This window comes from Pseudomonas sp. MWU12-2319, from assembly GCF_023242525.1.
Taxonomy (GTDB): Bacteria; Pseudomonadota; Gammaproteobacteria; order Pseudomonadales; family Pseudomonadaceae; genus Aquipseudomonas; species Aquipseudomonas gingeri_D.
In genome coordinates this window covers 35,967-54,825 of record NZ_JALJES010000009.1, presented here as the reverse complement: position 1 = coordinate 54,825, position 18,859 = coordinate 35,967, and the positions used below count along the sequence as shown (strand labels likewise).

The following is an 18,859-nucleotide window of genomic DNA, read 5'->3' as shown; positions in this document are numbered from 1 at the left end:
ATCAAGCATCCTTGGAGACGATAGCGAGCAGTTCGCTTTCAGACAGCGAAGCCATTTCTTGTTGCAGGTCCAGCAGTTCGTCCGACTCGTACTGCGCCAGTTGCAGGGTGGTGACCAGGTCGGCCAGGGCCTGCAGCGACGGGTGTTCGAACAGGCCCCTCAGGGGCACTTCGACACCGAAGGTCTCGCGGGCCCGGAGGGTGACCTGCACGGCCAGCAACGAATGACCGCCGAGTTCGAAGAAGTCGTCATGCCGGCCGATGCGTTCGAGGCCCAGCAGGTCGGCCCAGATCGCCGCCAGCAGGGTTTCGGTCTCATCGTTGGGCGCTTCGTACTCGCGGTGGGCGAAGTCTTCGGCGGCAGGGACCGGCAGGGCGCGACGGTCGAGCTTGCCGTTGGGGCTCAGCGGCAGTTGCTCGACCAGCACGAAGGCTGACGGCACCATGTAGTCCGGCAGTTGCGAGCTGAGGTAAGGCCGCAATGTATGGCTGGCATTGCGTCCGGCCAGGTGCGGCTCGACGCTCAGATAGGCCACCAGACGGGTGCTGCCCGGAACATCCTCGCGAGCGATCACCGCCGCCTCGCGTACGCCCGGCAGGGTCAGCATCAGCGCTTCGATTTCACCGGGTTCGATACGGAAGCCGCGGATCTTCACCTGCTGGTCGTTACGGCCGAGGAACTCGAGCACCCCGTCGGGACGCATCCGCACCAGGTCGCCGGTGCGGTACATCCGTGCGTTGTCGCTGAGGCCGAACGGGTCGGCGAGGAAGTGCTCGGCGTTCAATTGCGGCCGGTTCAGGTAGCCACGGGCAATCCCTTCGCCACCGATATACAGCTCACCCGAAACCCCCAGGGGCACCGGCTGGCCTTGCGGATCGAGCAGGTACAGGCGGGTATTGGGAATGGCCTGGCCGATCGGCACCGTGCCCTGTTCATCACCGGAGCAGCGGTGCACCGTGGCCCAGACCGTGCCTTCGGTGGGACCGTATTCGTTGTACAGGGTGATGGCCGGTTCGAAGCTGGCGCATTCCTGCACCAGCAGCGGCGGGCAGGCTTCGCCGGCGACAATCATCTCGCGCAGGCTGGCGTGACCCTTGCCGCTGGCCAGGCTGCCCAGCACCAGGCGGCCCAGGGACGGCACGCAGAGCAGGGTGGTAATCGCCTTGGCATCGATGAAGCGGGCAACGGCTTCGGGATCGCGGGCGGTCTCGGCATCCGGGATGCACAAGGTGCCGCCGCTGACCAGGGTACCGAAAATCCCCGCCACCGAGCTGTCGAAGGCAATCGAGGAGAGCAGCAGGAAGCGCCGGTCTTCGTTCGGTGCGTAGACGGCGCAGCGGGCCAAAGTCGAGGACACCAGGTTGCGGTGCTCGATCATCACGCCCTTGGGCTTGCCGGTGGAGCCGGAGGTGTAGATCACATAGGCCAGGTGCGCCGAGGTCAGGGCGCCGGCGGCGAACCGTGGATTTTCCAGGTTGGCTGCCGGCGTCAGCGTATCGGCCTGTTCGAGCGCCAGGTAGCGGGTCGTGCCAGTCAGTTCGCCCACCGCCGCGCGTCCGAGCGGATCGGCCAGCAGCAAGCGCGGTTGGGCATCCTCGACAATCGCGACGAGGCGTTCGGTCGGGTAGGTCGGGTCCAGCGGCACATAGGCGGCACCGGCCTTGAGAATGGCGAGGATGCTGACGATCATCGCCGCGCCGCGTTCGACACAGATGGCGATCAGGTCACCTGGCTGGGTGCCGGCCGCGATCAGCTGTTGGGCCAGGTGGTTGGCGCGGGCATTGAGTCCGGCATAGTCGAGGCTGCCCTGGGCATCGACCAGGGCGATGGCTTCCGGCGTCCAGCACACCTGCTCTTCGAACAGTTGCTGGATGCAGGCGTCCGTCGGGTAGTCCAGGCGATTCTGGTTGAAGGTTTCGAGCAACAGGGTGCGCTCCGCGGGCGGCAGCACATCGAGTTGCGTGAGGGGGATTTTCGGCGTGTACATCAGCGCCTGGGTCAGTTGCTCCAGGGCACGCTGCATCAGGGCGCAGAGGCGTTGCGGGTCCACCGGCCGCACGCTTTGCACCAACAGGCCGAGGTCGTCGCCGTAGTCGTTGACCGACAGGGTCAGCGGGTAGTTGGTCCGCTCGGCGCTGTCGAGCATGCGCATGCCCGGCCATTGCAACTGGCTGTCATCGCTCTGGTGGCGGTAGTTGAGCAGGCTGGTGAACAGCGGCAGGGCCTTGGCCACGCCACTGCAACGTTGGGCCAGGGCCAGGGATGCCTGTTCGTGGGCAAGCAGCTCGCCGAGGTCGCGGTGAGTCGCCAGGACCAGCTCATGGGCCCCTTGCGCGGCCAGTTGCACCCGCACCGGCAGGGTATTGATAAAGACTCCGAGGGCCCGTTCGGCACCCGCCGAACCTTGCAGGCGACCGGCGACCACGGTGCCGAAGACCACGTCGTCGCGGCCGGTGCAGCGGGCCAGGACCTGGGCCCAGGCCACATGGAACAGCACCGCCGGGGTCATTCCGCGTTCGCGGGCCTGGGCCCGGATACGCCGGCTGAGCTCGCTGCTCAGGTGCACCTCGGCTTCTTCGATGTGGTTGCCGTCGCCCTGGACTTCCAGCAGGTCGAACGGCGCGGTCGGTGTATCGACATCGGCCAGGCGGCGGCGGAAGTAGGCTTCATGGACTTCGGCCGGAGTGGCCTGGGTCTGGGCGATAAAGTCGCGATAGGGTTGCGGCACCGGCAGGCTGTCGCCCTGTCCGTGGAGGATCGCGTGGATTTCTTCCAGGACGATTTCCAGGGTCACATGGTCGCTGGCCATATGGTGGTTGAGCAATGCCAGCAACCAGCGCTCGGAGTGCGGATCGCGGGCGATACAGGCACGCATCAGCGGCGCCTGACGCAGGTCCAGGCGCAGTTGCCGTGGATCGTTGAGGTTGCGCAACTGCTCCAGCGGGTCCTTGTCGCTGTCGAGGGTGACACTGTGCACCGGCAGGCGAGCGTGACGTTGCACCACCTGCACCGCCTGGGGCAGGCCGTCCCAGTGCACGGCCGTGCGCAGGATGTCATGCCGCTCGATCACCTGCTGCAGGGCACCGATAAAGGCGTCCAGGTGCTGGCGGTCGTCGAACTCGATCATCGAGCGCACCAGGTAGGCGTCGCCTTCATGGCCGAGCAGGTGATGGAAGAGAATGCCTTCCTGCAGCGGCGCCAGGGGGTAGATGTCCTGGATATTGGCGGCCCCGCCGGGCACGGCGGCGACGATTCGCTCCAGCTGCGTGGCGTTCAGCGTCACCAGCGGCAACATATCCGCTGTCAGCTGTGTGCAATCGGCCGGGATCCGGTTGGCCGGTGCCTGGAACAGCGCTTCACTGGCCTGGCCCACGGCCAGGGCCAGCTCGCGCAGGCTCGGGGCACTGAAGACCCGCCGCACATCGGCGTTCAGGCCTTGTTCGCGCAGGCGTTCGATCAGGCTGACGGCCATCAGCGAGTGGCCGCCGAGCTCGAAGAAACCGTCATGGCGACCGACACGTTCCAGACCGAGCAATTGCTCCCAGATCGTGGCGATAACTTGTTCCACGGAGCCCTGAGGGGCTTCGTAGGTACGGCTGGCGTAGGCGTCCTGGCCCGGCTCCGGCAGGGCCCGACGGTCGAGCTTGCCGTTGGCGGTCAAGGGCAGGACATCCAGCACCACAAAGGCGCTCGGCACCATATGGCTGGGCAGGCGGGTCAGCAATTCGGCGCGCAATTGCTCGGCGCTGGCCGGTTCGCCACAGAGGTAGGCGATCAGGCGCTTGCTGTCGGCTTGTCCGGCCTGCTGCTCGCGGGCAATGACTGCCGCCTCGCGAACACCAGGCAGGGCGGCGAGGGCCGCCTCGATTTCCCCCAGTTCGACCCGCAGGCCACGGATCTTCACCTGGTCGTCATTGCGCCCGAGGTATTCCAGGGTGCCGTCGGGCAGCCAGCGGCCGACGTCGCCGGTCTTGTAAAGGCGGGCGTTGGCCAGTGCGGAGAACGGGTCGCTGATAAAACGCTCGGCACTCAGTTGCGGCAAGTTGAGGTAGCCGCGGGCAACGCCGACGCCGCCGATATGGATCTCGCCGCGGACCCCCACGGGCAGCAATTGACCGTGGTTGTCCAGCACATGCAGTTGCATATTGCGGATCGGCCGGCCAATCGGGATCGAACGCTCCTGGTAGGTCGCCAGGTCCATGTCCGCCGTGTGCCAGGCGACCACGTCGCTGCACTCGGTGGGGCCGTAGCTGTTGATCACCGCCGGGCGTGGCAGGGCGAGTTTTTCCAGCATGGCGATCTGAATCGGCTCGCCCCCCAGGACCACGCGTTTCAGGCAGGCCAGGGCCTGTTGTGGGTCAGCGTCCACCAGGGCGTGGAAGGCACTCGGTGACAGGTTGATGTGGGTGACGCCGGCCTCGGCGATCTGCGCGACGATGGCCGCGGGGTTGAACGGTTCTTCGGCCAGGTGCAGCGCCGCGCCGACCATCAGTGGCGCAAGGATATTCTTCTGGGTCAGGTCGAAGTTGTAGGAGGAGGCCAGCAGCACTGCGTCCCCGGCATGCAGCGCCAGGTCCTCGAGGTACCAGTCGAGCAGGTTGCGCAGGCCGCGATGTTCGACCATCACGCCCTTGGGCAGGCCGGTGGAGCCCGAGGTGTAGATCACATAGGCCAGATGGCTGAAGTTCAGCGCCGGCACCTGCGGGTTGTGATCCGCTACGTCGAGGAGCGTCGGGTCGTTCAGTTCAAGGGTCGCCAGGCCCGCGGGCAGCGGCAGTTCGTCCAGCCCTGGCTGGAACACCAGGGCCCGTGGCGCGCTGTCGGCGAGCATATGGGCCAGGCGTTGCGTCGGGTATTGCGGGTCCAGTGGCACGTAGGCAGCACCGGCCTTGAGGATACCGAGCAGGCCGATGACCATCTCCGGACTGCGGCGGGCGCAAAGGCCGACGGTGTCGTCAGGGCGCACGCCGAGAGCGATCAGGCGGTGGGCGATACGGTTGGCCCGGGCATTGAGCTCGGCGTAATCGAGGGTTTGTCCGACGCAGACCAGTGCCACCGCGTGCGGGGTGAGTGCCGCCTGGGCCTCGAAGACACGCTGGGGCAGACGCTGCGGCTGTTCGTCCAGGGGCGTTTGCGCTGGATTGAAGGTCGTCAGCAGTTGCTCGCGTTGATCTGCGTCGAGCCATGGCAGGCTCGCCAGCGGTTGTCCGGCATCGCCGAGCAGGGCGTCGAGCAGGTGCAGCAGATGGCGGCTCCAGCGGGCGATGGTGCTTTCGTCGAACAGATCGGTGGCGTATTCGAACTGGCCACGGATGCTTTCACCGTCGTCGTTGAGCGACAGGCTCAGGTCGAACTGGGTGGTGCCGGTGACTTGAGGCAGTGGGGTCAGTTCCAGGCCGGGCAGGGCCAGAACCTGGTCGTGAGGGGTATTGCCGAGCACCAGCATCGCCTGGAACAGCGGGCTATGGCCCAGGCTGCGCTCCGGTTGCAGGGCTTCGACCACCTGTTCGAAAGGCAAGTCCTGATGGCTGTAGGCGTCGAGGGTGGTGGCCTTGATCTGCGCCAGCAACTGGTCGACGCGGTGGTGGGCCTGGACATCGACCCGCAGGGCCAGGGTGTTGACGAAGAAGCCGATCAGCGCTTCGGTTTCCTGGCGTGGGCGGTTGGCCACCGGAGTACCGACCACCACTTGCGCCTGGTTGCTCAGGCGTGACAGCAGGATCGACCAGGCCGCCAGCAGGGTCATGAACGGGGTCAGGCCCTGTTGCTGGCTGAACTGGCGCAGCTTGGCACTCAGTGCAACGGGGAGTTCCAGCGGCAAGGTCGCACCGATATAACTCTGCACGTGTGGCCGTGGATGATCGCTCGGCAGTTCCAGCAGGCCGGGCGCACCGCTGAGGTGTTCGCTCCAGAAACGGGTCTGGGCCTGCAGGCGTTCGCCTTGCAGGTGCTGTTGTTGCCAGTTGGCATAGTCGGCGTATTGCAGGGCCAGCGGTGGCAGCGGATCGTCGAGACCCTGGCTGAAGGCGCTATACAGGCGGTTGAACTCGCCGATCAGCACCGCCACGGACCAGCCATCGGAGACGATATGGTGCTGGGTGACCAGCAGGATATGCTCGTCTTCGGCCAGTTGCAGCAGGCGTCCGCGGACCAGCGGACCCTGGCTCAGGTCGAAGGCAGCGTGGACTTCGGCCTGGCCCAGTTGTTCGACCGCCAGTTCACGGGCTTCGCCTGCCAGGGCGCGGAGGTCGTGCTCGGCCAGGGTAAAGCCGATGTCTTCAGCGGCGAAGCGCTGACTGACTTTGCCGTCCTGCCGTTCGAAGGTCGTGCGCAGGCTTTCATGCCGGGCGACGATGCGGTCCAGGGCACGTTGCAAGGCGGTGCGGTCGAGCTGGCCACGCAGGCGCAGGGCGGCCGGCATGTGGTAGGCGACGCTGGCGGCATGGTCCAGCTGGTCGAGGAACCACAGGCGTTGCTGGGCCAGGGACAGTGGCAGGTCCTGGTTGCGGGATACCGCTTCAATCGGCTGGACCCGCGACTGGGCCGCCTGGTCCACGCACTCGGCCAGGGCTTGCAGGGAACTCAGGCCGAACAGGCTGCGCAGATCGATCTCGGCACTGAGGTCCTGGTGCAGGCGGGCTTGCAGTTGCACGGTGAGCAGCGAGTGGCCGCCCAGTTCGAGGAAGCCGTCGTGACGGCCGACCTGATCCAGGCCGAGTAGGCTTTTCCAGATCCCGGCGATGGCGACTTCAGTGTCGCCTTGTGGTGCCTCGTAGATCTTGCTGGCCAGGGATTCCAGGCCAGGAGCGGGCAGGGCGCGGCGGTCGAGCTTGCCGTTGGCGGTCAGCGGCAGGGCGTCCAGATGGACGAAGGCGCTCGGCACCATGTACTCGGGCAGGTGTTTGAGCAGCTCGCTGCGCAGCTGTTCGGCGGACGCCGGCTCGCCGCACAGGTAGGCCACCAGGCGCTGGTCTTCCCGGGCAATGACCACGGCCTCGGTGACGCCGGCACAGCTCAGCAGCACACTTTCGATTTCACCCAGTTCGATACGGAAACCGCGGATCTTCACCTGGAAGTCGTTACGGCCCAGGTACTCCAGGGTGCCGTCGGCCAGCCAGCGGCCGAGGTCGCCGGTTTTGTAGAGGCGGGCATTCGGGACGTCGGAGAACCGGTCGGCGATAAAACGCTCGGCACTCAGTTCGTCGCGGTTGAGGTATCCGCGGGCCACACCGGCACCGCCGATATGGATTTCCCCGGCCACGCCCAGTGGTGCGGGTTCGCCACGGGCATCGAGGACATGCACCTGGACATTGGCAATCGGCCGGCCGATGCTCGGTTTTTCACCGAGATCACGGATCAGGTCGATGGTGGCGTCCACCGTGCACTCGGTCGGGCCGTACATGTTGTAGAAGCGGATGGTCGGGCAGTTGCGCAGCTTTTCCCAGGTGCTGGCGTTGATCGCTTCGCCACCCAGCAGCACGCTGATCGGCTGGTAGCTGCTGCGTTCCAGCAGGCCGGCGGAGAGCAGGGTATCGAGCTGCGACGGGGTCGAGTCGAAGGCATGCACCCGGTGCTGTTCAAGGAAGTCCAGCAGCTCGCCGCCACTGGCGCGGATCAGTTGCGGGATGATCACCAGCTTGTGGCCGGAGAACAGCTGCGAGATGCCCTTGATCGACATGTCGAAGAAGAACCCGGCGTTAAGGGCCACGGTAGCTGGCGTCGGGCAATGCTGGTGGGTGGTGCGGGTCAGCACGTTCCAGAAGTTGAACACCGAACGGTGCTCGACCATCACGCCCTTGGACTGGCCGGTGGAACCGGAGGTGTAGATGACATAGGCCAGGTTTTCCGGCGTCAGGCCTGGAACCGTCGGGTTGGCATCGAAAGCCTCATCGTCAGCGGCACGTAGCGACTCGGCGGTATCGAGCAGCAACAGCGGCGTGTCGCCAGCCGGCAGGGTGAGGGCTGTTTGAGTTAGCAGAGCGCGTGGTTGGCTGTCCTGCAACATGAAGGCCATGCGGTCGGCAGGATGCGCCGGGTCGATGGGTACATAGGCACCGCCGGCCTTGAGCACACCCAGCAGGCCGACAATCATGTCCAGGCTGCGTTCGGCGCAGATGGCCACGCGTTCGTCCGGCCGTACACCGAGGGCCAGCAGTTGCCGGGCCAGATGGTTGGCGCGGCGGTTGAGCTGGCGATAGCTCAGTTGCCGGTCTTCGCAGACCAGGGCCACGGCGTCGGGATTGGCACGGACCTGGCTTTCGAACAGGGCATGGATCGGCTCTGCCGGCGCGAACGCGGTAGCGGTGTTGTTGAAGCTGTTGAGCAGCAGTTGCCGCTCGGCTTCGGGCACGACGTCCAGGCTGCTGGCCAGACGTGCCGGGTTTTGCTCAAGCGCCTCGACCAGCTCGGCAACGGCCTGGCCAAGATAGGCGGCGATACGGTGCGGGTCGATGCCTTCGATGGCCTGGGCGGTCAGGGAGAAATCGACACCCTCATCCGCAACCGCCACTTCAATCGGGTAGTTGGTGCGCGCTTCGTTGCTCAGGAAGCGCACGCCCTCCCAGGCCAGTACCTGATCCTGGTTGGCCAGGGAGCCGCCATCGCTCGAATGACGATAGTTGAACAGGCTGGTGAACAGCGGCAGGCCTGCGGCCACCCCGCTGCAACGTTGGGCCAGGGCCAGGGAGGCCTGTTCGTGGACCAGCATTTCACTGAGGTCGCGATAAGTCTCGTCCACCAGCGCGGCGACACCGAGCTGGGCCAGTTGCACCCGCACCGGCAGGGTATTGATAAACACCCCGAGGGCGCGATCAGCCCCGGCCGAGCCCTGCAGACGCCCGGCGACCACGGTGCCGAACACCACATCGTCGCGGTCGGTGCAGCGTCCGAGCACCTGGGCCCAGGCAATATGGAACAACACTGCCGGCGTAACCCCGGCGGCTTGCGCACGGGCGCGGACCTTGTGGCCCAGGGCCGGATCGAGGCGCACGCTGGTTTCCGTTACCCGGGCACCGTCGCCCTGGACATCCAGTATGCCAAATGGCGCGGTAGGCTCATCGACAGTGGCCAGACGGCGGCTGAAGTAGGCTTCGTGGACCTCGGCCGGCGTGGCGAGGATCTGCGCGACAAACTCGCGATAGGGTTGCGGGGCCGGCAGCTCGGTTGCCTGACCCAGCATCAGGGCGCGGATTTCCTCGAGCACGATCCCGAGGGACACGTGGTCGCTGATCATATGGTGGTCGAGCAGGGCCAGCAGCCAGCGCTCGGAGTGCGGATTGCGGGCGATGCAGGCACGCATCAGCGGTGCCTGTTGCAGGTCCAGGCGCAAGTGGCGTGGATCGCTCAGGCGCTCCAGCTGGCGGCGCGGGTCTTCGTCCGGTGTCAGGGTGAGGGTCTGGATCGGCAGTTGGGCCCGGCGATGGACCACTTGCACCGCTTGGGGCTGGCCGACCCAGTGCACTGCGCTGCGCAGGATGTCATGACGGTCGATCACTGTTTGCAAGGCTTCGATAAAGGTATCGAGGCGCTGGCGATCATCAAACTCGATCAGCGAGCGCACCAGGTAGGCGTCGCCCTCGTGGCCCAGCAAGTGATGGAAGAGGATGCCTTGCTGCAGTGGCGCCAGCGGGTAGATGTCCTGGATATTGGCGGCACCCCCGGGAACGGCGGCGACGATCCGCTCCAACTGGGCCGCGCTCAGTGCCACCAGCGGCAACATCTCCGGGGTCAACTGGGTGCAATCGGCCGGGATACGGTTGGCCGGGGCCTGGAACAGGGCCTGGCCGTCGCGGCTGATGGCCTGGGCCATTTCCCGCACGCTGGGGGCGGTGAACACGGTGCGCACGCTGGCGTTGAGACCGTGCTGGCGCAGGCGGTCGATCAGGCTGACGGCCAACAGCGAGTGGCCGCCGAGCTCGAAGAAACGGTCATGACGGCCGACCTGCTCGATGCCCAGCAGGTCCTGCCAGACAGCCGCGACAATCTGTTCGATCTCGCCGCGCGGTGCCTCGTAGGCACGGCTGGCGAAGGCGTCCTGTCCCGGCGCGGGCAGGGACAGACGGTCCAGCTTGCCGTTGGGAGTCAAGGGCATGGCTTCCAGGTGCACATAGGCACTCGGCACCATGTAATCCGGCAGGGCTTCGAGCAAGGCGGCACGCAGTTGTTCAACCGGTACCGGTTCACCGCACAGGTAGGCGATCAGGCGTTTGCTGTCGGACTGGCCGGGTTTGCTTTCCCGGGCCACCACCACGGCTTCGCGGACACCGGCGCAGGCGGCGAGCACGGCTTCGATTTCACCCAGTTCGACACGGAAACCACGAATCTTCACCTGGTCGTCGTTACGGCCCAGGTATTCCAGGGTGCCATCGGCGCGCCAGCGACCAAGGTCGCCGGTCTTGTACAGGCGGGCGTCGGGGTCGGTGGTGAACGGGTCGGCGATAAAGCGCTCGGCACTCAGTTCGGCACGGTTGAGATAGCCACGGGCCACGCCCACGCCACCGATATGCAGTTCCCCGGCCACACCCAGCGGCGCCAGGTGGCCGGCGGCATCCAGTACATGCAATTGGGTATTGCGCACCGGCTTGCCGATGGAGCGGAAATCTTCGTTGTCACGCTCCATCAGGCGGATCGAGGCGTTGACCGTGGCTTCGGTCGGACCATAGGCGTTGAACAGTGCCGGGCGATGGCCCTCACGTTCGAACCACTGGGCCACGGCCTGCTTGCCCACGGCTTCGCCGCCGATCATGAATTGGCGCAGGGAGGTCGGCAGCGCCACATCGGCGTCGCGGCTGACCTGTTGCCAGAACACCGTCGGCAGGTTGGCCACGGTGATCGCGTACTGCTCGCACAGGGCGGCAAAGGCCGCGGTGCCGGCGATCCAGGCATCGCTGCGCAGCACCAGGGTGGCGCCGGACAGCAGCGCGCCGAAGATCTCTTCCACCGACATGTCGAAGGTCATGGTGGCGAATTGCAGGACGCGGTCCTGCGGATTGAGGCCGTAGCGCTCTTGCAGGGCACCGATCTGGTTGCACACCGAACGGTGTTCGAGCATGACCCCTTTCGGCTTGCCGGTGGAACCGGAGGTGTACATCACATAGGCCAGGTGCCGTGAAGTCAGGCCGCTGATCCGCGGGTTGGCGTCGTTGCCCGGGGTGTCTTCCAGCCGCAGATGGGGGATCGACAGCGGCGGCAGCTGTTCGGCCAGGTTGCCCTGGCTCAACAGTACCCGTGGAGAACTGTCGTCGAGCATGTGTTGCAGGCGGTCCTGCGGGTAGTTCGGGTCGAGCGGCACGTAGGCGCCGCCGGCCTTGAGGATGGCGAGGATGCCGACGATCATTTCCGGGCTGCGTTCCACCAGCAGGGCCACGCGCTCATCCGGGTTCAGGCCGGCGGCGATCAGGCGATGGGCGATACGGTTGGCCCGGGCGTTGAGTTCGGCATAGCTGAGGGCGATACCTTCGGCCTGAACGGCAATCGCCTCGGGACGTGCCTTGACCTGCTGTTCGAAAACTTCCTGCAGCAGCAGGCCTTCAGGGAACGGTACCAGGGCCGGGTTGAAATTGCCGAGCAGTTCGCGGCGCTGTTGGTGATCCAGCAATGGCAGGCTTGCCAGCGGTTGCGAGGCATCCTCAAGCAGGGCGTCAAGCAGGTGCAGCAGATGACGGCTCCAGCGGGCGATGGTGCTTTCGTCGAACAGATCGGTGGCGTATTCGAACTGGCCGTGAATGCTTTCACCGTCGTCGTTGAGCGACAGGCTCAGGTCGAACTGGGTGGTGCCGGTGACCTGGGGCAGTGGGGTCAGTTCCAGGCCGGGCAGGGCCAGGGCCTGGTCACGGGGGGTGTTGCCGAGCACCAGCATGGCCTGGAACAACGGACTGTGGCCAAGGCTGCGCTCCGGTTGCAGGGCTTCGACCACCTGCTCGAACGGCAGGTCCTGATGGCTGTAGGCGTCGAGGGTGGTGGCCTTGATCTGCGCCAGCAACTGGTCGACGCGACTGTCGGCCTGGACGTCGACGCGCAGGGCCAGGGTGTTGACGAAGAAGCCGATCAGCGCCTCGGTTTCCTGGCGCGGACGGTTGGCCACCGGGGTACCGACGACCACTTGCGCCTGGTTGCTCAGGCGTGACAGCAGGATCGACCAGGCCGCCAGCAGGGTCATGAACGGGGTCAGGCCCTGCTGCTGGCTGAACAGGCGCAGCCTGGCACTCAGCCCCGTCGGCAGTTCCAGTGCCAGGGTGGCGCCGAGGTAACTTTGCACCTGTGGCCGTGGGTGATCGGAGGGCAGTTCCAATAGGCCCGGTGCGCCGCCGAGGTGCTCGCTCCAGAAACGGGTCTGGGTTTGCAGGCGTTCGCCTTGCAGATGCTGTTGTTGCCAGACCGCGTAGTCGGCGTATTGCAGGGCCAGCGGCGGCAATGGGTCATCGAGGCCCTGGCTGAAGGCGGCATACAGGCGGTTGAACTCGCCGATCAGTACGGCCACCGACCAGCCATCGGAGACGATGTGGTGCTGGGTGACCAGCAGGATATGCTCGTCTTCGGCCAGCTGCAGCAGGTGCCCGCGAATCAGTGGGCCCTGGCTCAGGTCGAAAGGCTTGAGGGCCTCGGTCCGGGTCAGTTGCTCGACCTCCTGTTCGCGGCTTGCGTCGGGCAGCAGACGCAGGTCGTGCTCACCCAGGGCAAAGCCGATATCAGGGGCGGCGAAGCGCTGGCGGACTTCACCTTCGTGGCGTTCGAAGGTGGTACGCAGGCTTTCGTGACGGGCGACAATGCGGTCCAGGGCACGCTGCAAGGCATTGCGGTCGAGCTGGCCACGCAGGCGCAGGGCCGCCGGCATGTGATAGGCGACACTGGCGGCATGGTCCAGCTGGTCGAGGAACCACAGGCGTTGCTGGGCCAGGGACAATGGCAGATCCTGGTCGCGGGAGACCGCTTCAATGGTCTGGACCGACGACCGGGCCGCCTGGTCCACGCACTCGGCCAGGCTGCGCAGGGACGTCAGGCCGAACAGGGTGCGCAAGTCGATCTCGACGCCAAGGTCCTGGTGCAGGCGGGCTTGCAGTTGCACGGTGAGCAGCGAGTGGCCGCCCAGTTCGAGGAAGCCGTCGTGACGACCGACCTGATCCAGGCCGAGCAGGCTTTTCCAGAGTTCGGCGATGGCGACTTCGGTATTGCCTTGCGGTGCTTCATAGGCCTTGCTGGCCAGGGATTCCACGCCAGGGGCGGGCAGGGCGCGGCGGTCGAGCTTGCCGTTGGAGGTGAGTGGCAGGTTGTCCAGGTGCACAAAGGCGCTGGGCACCATGTACTCGGGCAGGTGCTTGAGCAATTCGACCCGCAGTTGTTCGGCCGGTGCCGGTTCGCCGCACAGATAGGCGACCAGGCGTTTGCTGTCCGGTTGGCTCGGATCGTCCTCGCGGGCCATCACCACCACTTCACGAACACCGGCACACAGGGCCAGGGCGGCTTCGACTTCGCCGATCTCGATACGCAGGCCGCGAATTTTCACCTGGAAGTCATTGCGGCCCAGGTACTCCAGGGCACCGTTGGCCAGCCAGCGACCGAGGTCGCCGGTCTTGTACAGGCGTGCCTGCGGATCGCTGGAAAACGGGTCGGCGACAAAACGTTCGGCGCTCAGTTCCGGCTGGTTCAGGTAACCGCGGGCGACACCGATGCCGCCGATATGCAGTTCCCCGGCCACGCCCAGGGGCTGCACCTGGCCCAGGGCATCCAGCACATGCATCTGGATATTGGCAATCGGCCGGCCGATCGGCACGCTTTCGCCCGGATCGGTGGGACGGCACTGCCAGGCGGTGACGTCGATGGCCGCTTCGGTCGGGCCATACAGGTTATGCAGCTCGACCCCCGGCAGTTGTTGTTCGAAGCGCCGTTGCAGGCCACGGGGCAGGGCTTCGCCGCTGCACAGCACCCGACGCAGGGTAGGGAAATCACGGGCAGCGCGGTGTTCGAGGAACAGGTCGAGCATCGACGGCACGAAGTGCAGCAAGGTGATGCGGTTGTCGCGCATCACCTGGGCCAGGTAGTCCGGCTCCTGGTGGCCGCCCGGGCGGGCCATGACCAGTTCGGCACCGGCGAGCAGCGGCAGGAAGAACTCCCAGACCGACACGTCGAAACCGAACGGGGTTTTTTGCAGTACCCGGTCATTGGCGTCGACGGCATATTCGTCGCGGGCCCAGAGCAGGCGGTTGACCACGCCCAGGTGTTCGTTCATCACCCCTTTCGGCGTGCCGGTGGAGCCCGAGGTGTAGAGCACGTAGGCCAGGTGCGTCGGCAGCAGGCCGAGGGCCTGGGTGTCCGGGTTGTAGGCGGGTTGCGCGGCCAGTTGCGCGCTGTCGTTGGTATCGTCGAGCACCAGCACCGGCACGTTCAAGGATGCCAGGCCGTCGAGCCATTCATGGGTGGTGAGCACCGCGCGCGGGGTGCTGTCGCCCAGCATGTAGGCCTGGCGGGCGCTCGGCAGGTCCGGATCGATCGGCACGTAGGCGCCGCCGGCCTTGAGAATCCCCAGTAGCGCGACGACCATTTCCGGGCCACGGCGCAGGCTGACGGCCACCCGGCTGTCCGGCTCCACGCCCAGCTCGATCAGGCGATGGGCGAGCTGGTTGGCCCGGCGGTTGAGTTGCGCGTAGCTGAGCAACGGCCCGCCATCGCCGCGTACGGCGCAGGCGTCCGGACGCTGGGCGGCCTGCTGTTCGATCAACTGGTGGATCAGCACATCGCGGGGATATTCATGGGCGGTGGCATTGAATTCGAGCAACAGGCGCTGACGTTCGTCCTCGCCCATCAGGGGGAAGTGCGCCACCGGCGTGTCATGCTGTTCCAGCACCGCTTCGAGCATCGCGAACATGCGCTGTTGCAGGCGCTGGGCTTCTTCGAGGCTGTAATAGGCGGTGTTGAAGTTGAAGTCCAGGTGGACGTCTTCGAACGGGTGGTAGTCGCGGACAAAGATCGCCATCGGCGTCTGCTCGTAGCCGTTGTCCATGGTGATCACCCGCGATGAGGTGCCACCGAACTGATCGTCGCCGTCCAGGCTTTCGAACGACAGCGAAACGTCGAACAGTTGCCGGCGTCCGCTCTGCGCCAGGCGCAGGGTGCGGTTGAGCTCGGCGATGGGGAAGCGCTGGTGGCGGTAGCAGCGGCGCAGTTGCCCGCCGGCGGCGTTCATCAGGTCCAGCAACGAGCCCTGGGGATCCACCGCCAGGCGAATCGGGCTGACCGAGGAGAACATCCCGGCGGTGGCTTTCTGGCGAGCGGTGGTGCGGTTGTGCACGGGCATGCCGATGACGATTTCATCGACGCCCACGGTGCGGCAGAAATAGGTGCTGACAACGCTGATCAGCACATGGGCCACCGACAGGCTGCGTTCGCTGGCGAACTGCGTCAGGGCGTTGTACAGGGCACGCGGCAGCATGGCCTGGACCTGCTCGCTGGGGGCCAGTTCGTTGGCTTTGCCGGCCTTGAAGTCGGCCCGGCGTTGCAGCAGCGACGGTGGCAATTGCGCGTAGGTGTCCTGCCAGAACTGGCGGTCGCGCTCGTAGCGCGAGGACTGCAGGTAAGCCCGGTCCTCTTCAAGGAACGACAGGTAGGAATGGCCTTCGGCAACCTCTTCGTTGCCGGCCAGCAGACCGTTGTAGGCGGCGCCCACGGCATGGCCGATCAAGGCCACGCCGATACCGTCGGTCACCAGGTGGTGGTAGCGGTTGAGCCAGTAATGGCGCTGCGGCCCGCAACGCACCAGGCGCGCTTCCCAGAGTTGTCCGGTCAGCGATTCGAAGGGTTGGCGGAAGGCATCGCGCAGGTAGGCCATGGCCAGTCCGGCATCGTCGTCGGCCTCGGAGAACTCCACCACTTCCAGCTTGACCTTGACCTCGGGCAGGACCCGCTGGCGGCCGGTGCCGCCCTCGTGGCTGAAGCTCAGGCGCAGGGTGTCATTGCGGTTGGCGACCATTTCAATGGCCTTCTCGAACAACGGGATGTTGACTTCGCCCTTGATCTCCAGGGACATGCCGATGTTGTAGTAGGGCAGGTCCGGGTGTGCGATCTGATCGAGCCAGATGCCCTGCTGGACCGAGGCCAGTTCGTGGGACGCGCAGGCTTGCGCGGACAGCTTGTCGGTCGACGAATCCATTTCGGAGCACCTGTTTGCAGAATCAGTGGGTTCGTCTCCGCTCGAAGCGCAGTGGTGCGTAGGAGTAAGGACAACTGCCTGTCGGCGGGACGAAGGAAAAGCGTGGGAAAAAACTAGAGCATCCACTGGGCGATGTCTGTCATGGGAAGCAGGGACAACCCCGTGCGGGGGCCATCGGCGCGTTTGGGACCGCGCGCGCGAGTCTGTTATATCAACGGCCCTGAGTGTTCTTGCGAGGGTCGCACAATGTCATTGATCGCCGAAGTGGATCGCCCTGAGTCGAAGTTCTGGAGTCTGTCGCGGTTTCCCAATCACCCCCAGGCGGGACCTGTCGAGGTGATCGATGCGTTGACGATTTCCCGGGAGGAATTCACCCGTCGCTACGTCAACCACAACCGTCCCTGCCTGGTGAAAAATGCCGTGCGCCACTGGCCGGCGTTCGAGAAATGGCAACGCCTGGATTACTTCAAGACGCATTCGCGCAACAACCCGGTGGTGGTGCGCTCAAAGATCGTCTCGGAGGTCATCGGCTGGTCGAACCCCGAGGTCAAGGCGGCGTTGACCGAGTATGCGGGCACGGTTTACCGGGAAATGCCGTTTCACGAGTTTCTCGATGAGTTGGGCCAGGGGAGTGACCCCCTGGTGGCCGACAGTTGTCGTTTTTCCGAAGGCTCGGCCATCGAGCAGATGAAGGATGATGTCGGCGGCCTGCCGTTCATGCCGCAGCTGTCCAAGTCCCGGCACTACCCCTCCCATCGCAGTTTCCTGTACCGCAATTCCTACACCGACTGGCATTTCCATGTCGTCGACGAGACCTTCATGGCTCAAGTCGTCGGGGCCAAGGAGGTCCTTCTGCTGCCGCCGGACGAGACCAGTTGGCGGGCGCTGCAGCCGGTCGTCGAAGAAGCCGGCTACCTGTACGACATCGATACCCGGCGTTTCCCCGGCACCCGTGGCCTGCAGGCGTTGCGCACGGTGGTGGAGCCGGGCGATGCGCTGTATATCCCGGTGTACTGGTGGCATGCGGTGCAATCGATGGATGACGCATTTGGCGCGACGGTGGCCGCGACCTTTCCGACGCCCTTGCATGTCAGTGGCGATATCCGCTCGCCGATCGCCAGGCGGGTACTGCGTACCTATCTGTTTTCCCGCCTGGCGCCGCTGGTGCTGGGAGCGGTGGCCTACTCCCTGGCCTGGCGACTGGGGCAGCGGGTGAAGTCGGTGTTCACGCTGCGCGATGTGCGCCCATGAGCCGCAAGCGCCGTCAGCCGGCCTTCGACCTGGGGCGAAGTTTCTATTTTCTGTGGTGCGGTGAGTCCCTGGCGATCGTCGGCACGGCGCTGATGGAGTTCGCCCTCGGCGTCTGGGTCTACTCCCATACCGGCTCGGCGGTGGCGTTTGCCAATGTGGTGCTGGCGGCGACCTTGCCGGCGGTGGTGTTCCTGCCCTTGGCCGGCGGGCTGGCCGACCGGGTCAGCCACCGGCTGATCATTGTCTGTTGTGACGTCAGCCTGGCACTGCTGCTGTTCGGCGTCATGGGCCTGCTCTGGTTCGACCGGCTGGAGCCGCTGCACCTGTATATCTTCAACTGCATGGCCTCGATCGTCTCGGCGTTCCGCAAGCCGGCCTATCAGGCTGCAGTCAATTCGATCGTCTCCCCGGACAAGTTCACCCGGGCCTCGGGCCTGATGGGCATCAGCAAGAACGCTTCGGCGCTGGTGGCGCCGTTGCTGGCCGGGGCGATCATGGCCAGGGCCGGGTTTGTGCCGATTCTGGCGGTGGACCTGATCACCTTCTGTTCGGGGACCTTGCTGGTGATCAAGGCGTTTTCCCATGTGCGGCCGGCACCGGAGCGTGCCGATGCTGTCGGCAAGAGCTCGGTCTTGCGCGGCTCACTGAACAATATCACCGCGGCGCTGAAGTTTTTTGCCGCCAGCCACGTGATGGCCGGCTTGCTGTTCTACACCATGCTGCGCAACGCGCTGTTGTCATTGGCAACGCTGATGATGACGCCGTTGCTGTTGTCCACCCTGGGCAGCCAGACCCTGGGCCTGGCCTACACCTGGGCGGCGCTGGGCGGATTGTCGGGCGCCGGGTTGCTGATTTCCATGGGCAACCCGCGGCGCTTGATGGTGCTGGTGGCGGTGGCCGACCTGCTGTTGTCGATCTGCGTCATTGCCATGGGCGCGGTCTCCCATGCCGTTGCCTATTGTGCCCTGGCCTTTGTCGCGATCACCGCGGCGAGTGTCGCCGATGCCAGCGTGAACTCGTTGTGGATGCGCAAGATCCCCACCGGCAATCGCGCCAGCGTGTTTGCCCTGATCAGCATGTTGACCATTGCCACCACGAGCCTGGTGATCTTCGTCGGCGGTCTGCTGGTGGATCACTGGTTCCAGCCGGCGTTGCTGCCTGGCGGTGCCTATGCCGAGTCGATCGGCCACTGGATCGGGGTGGGTGCGGGACGTGGCGTGGGCATGTTGTTTGTGGTGGCAGGGGCATTCTTTGCGTTGCTGTCCCTGACGGTCCTGATCTACGGGCCGATGCGTCGCCTGGAGGGTGCGCCGGCTGAAGCGGTGCCCCTGCGCAGCGGCGATACGGCCCAGGCCGACGCTCTGTGACAACCGGGTAGGGCACCCCTGTGCGATGGGGTGCCCTTGTGGGTTGTACCGGATTCCCGTGACAGACAGGCCAGGTCCCCTGGGTCAACCTTTGCAAGCT

The 18,859-nt window shown here is 65.5% G+C and carries 3 protein-coding genes; 2 read left to right on the top strand and 1 reads right to left on the bottom strand.

Translation table 11 applies throughout. The annotated features are described in order from the left end of the window. Position 1: 1 nt before the first annotated feature. Positions 2-16,141 carry a non-ribosomal peptide synthetase gene (locus M5C01_RS16085; RefSeq protein ID WP_248764351.1) on the bottom strand — a complete coding sequence of 5,380 codons (16,140 nt, stop codon included), beginning with the start codon at positions 16,139-16,141 and terminating at the stop codon, positions 2-4. Positions 16,142-16,387: 246 nt separating this feature from the next. Here M5C01_RS16085 and M5C01_RS16080 point away from each other — a divergent pair, with 246 nt between their 5' ends. Next, on the top strand, positions 16,388-17,392 hold the full coding sequence (locus M5C01_RS16080; protein ID WP_103498873.1) for a cupin-like domain-containing protein: 1,005 nt from the start codon (positions 16,388-16,390) through the stop codon (positions 17,390-17,392). Continuing rightward, entirely contained in the window at positions 17,389-18,759 is a 1,371-nt protein-coding gene (locus tag M5C01_RS16075) for an MFS transporter (RefSeq protein ID WP_152742293.1), read from the top strand. The genes M5C01_RS16080 and M5C01_RS16075 overlap by 4 nt, the downstream gene beginning before the upstream one ends. Positions 18,760-18,859: the final 100 nt, after the last annotated feature.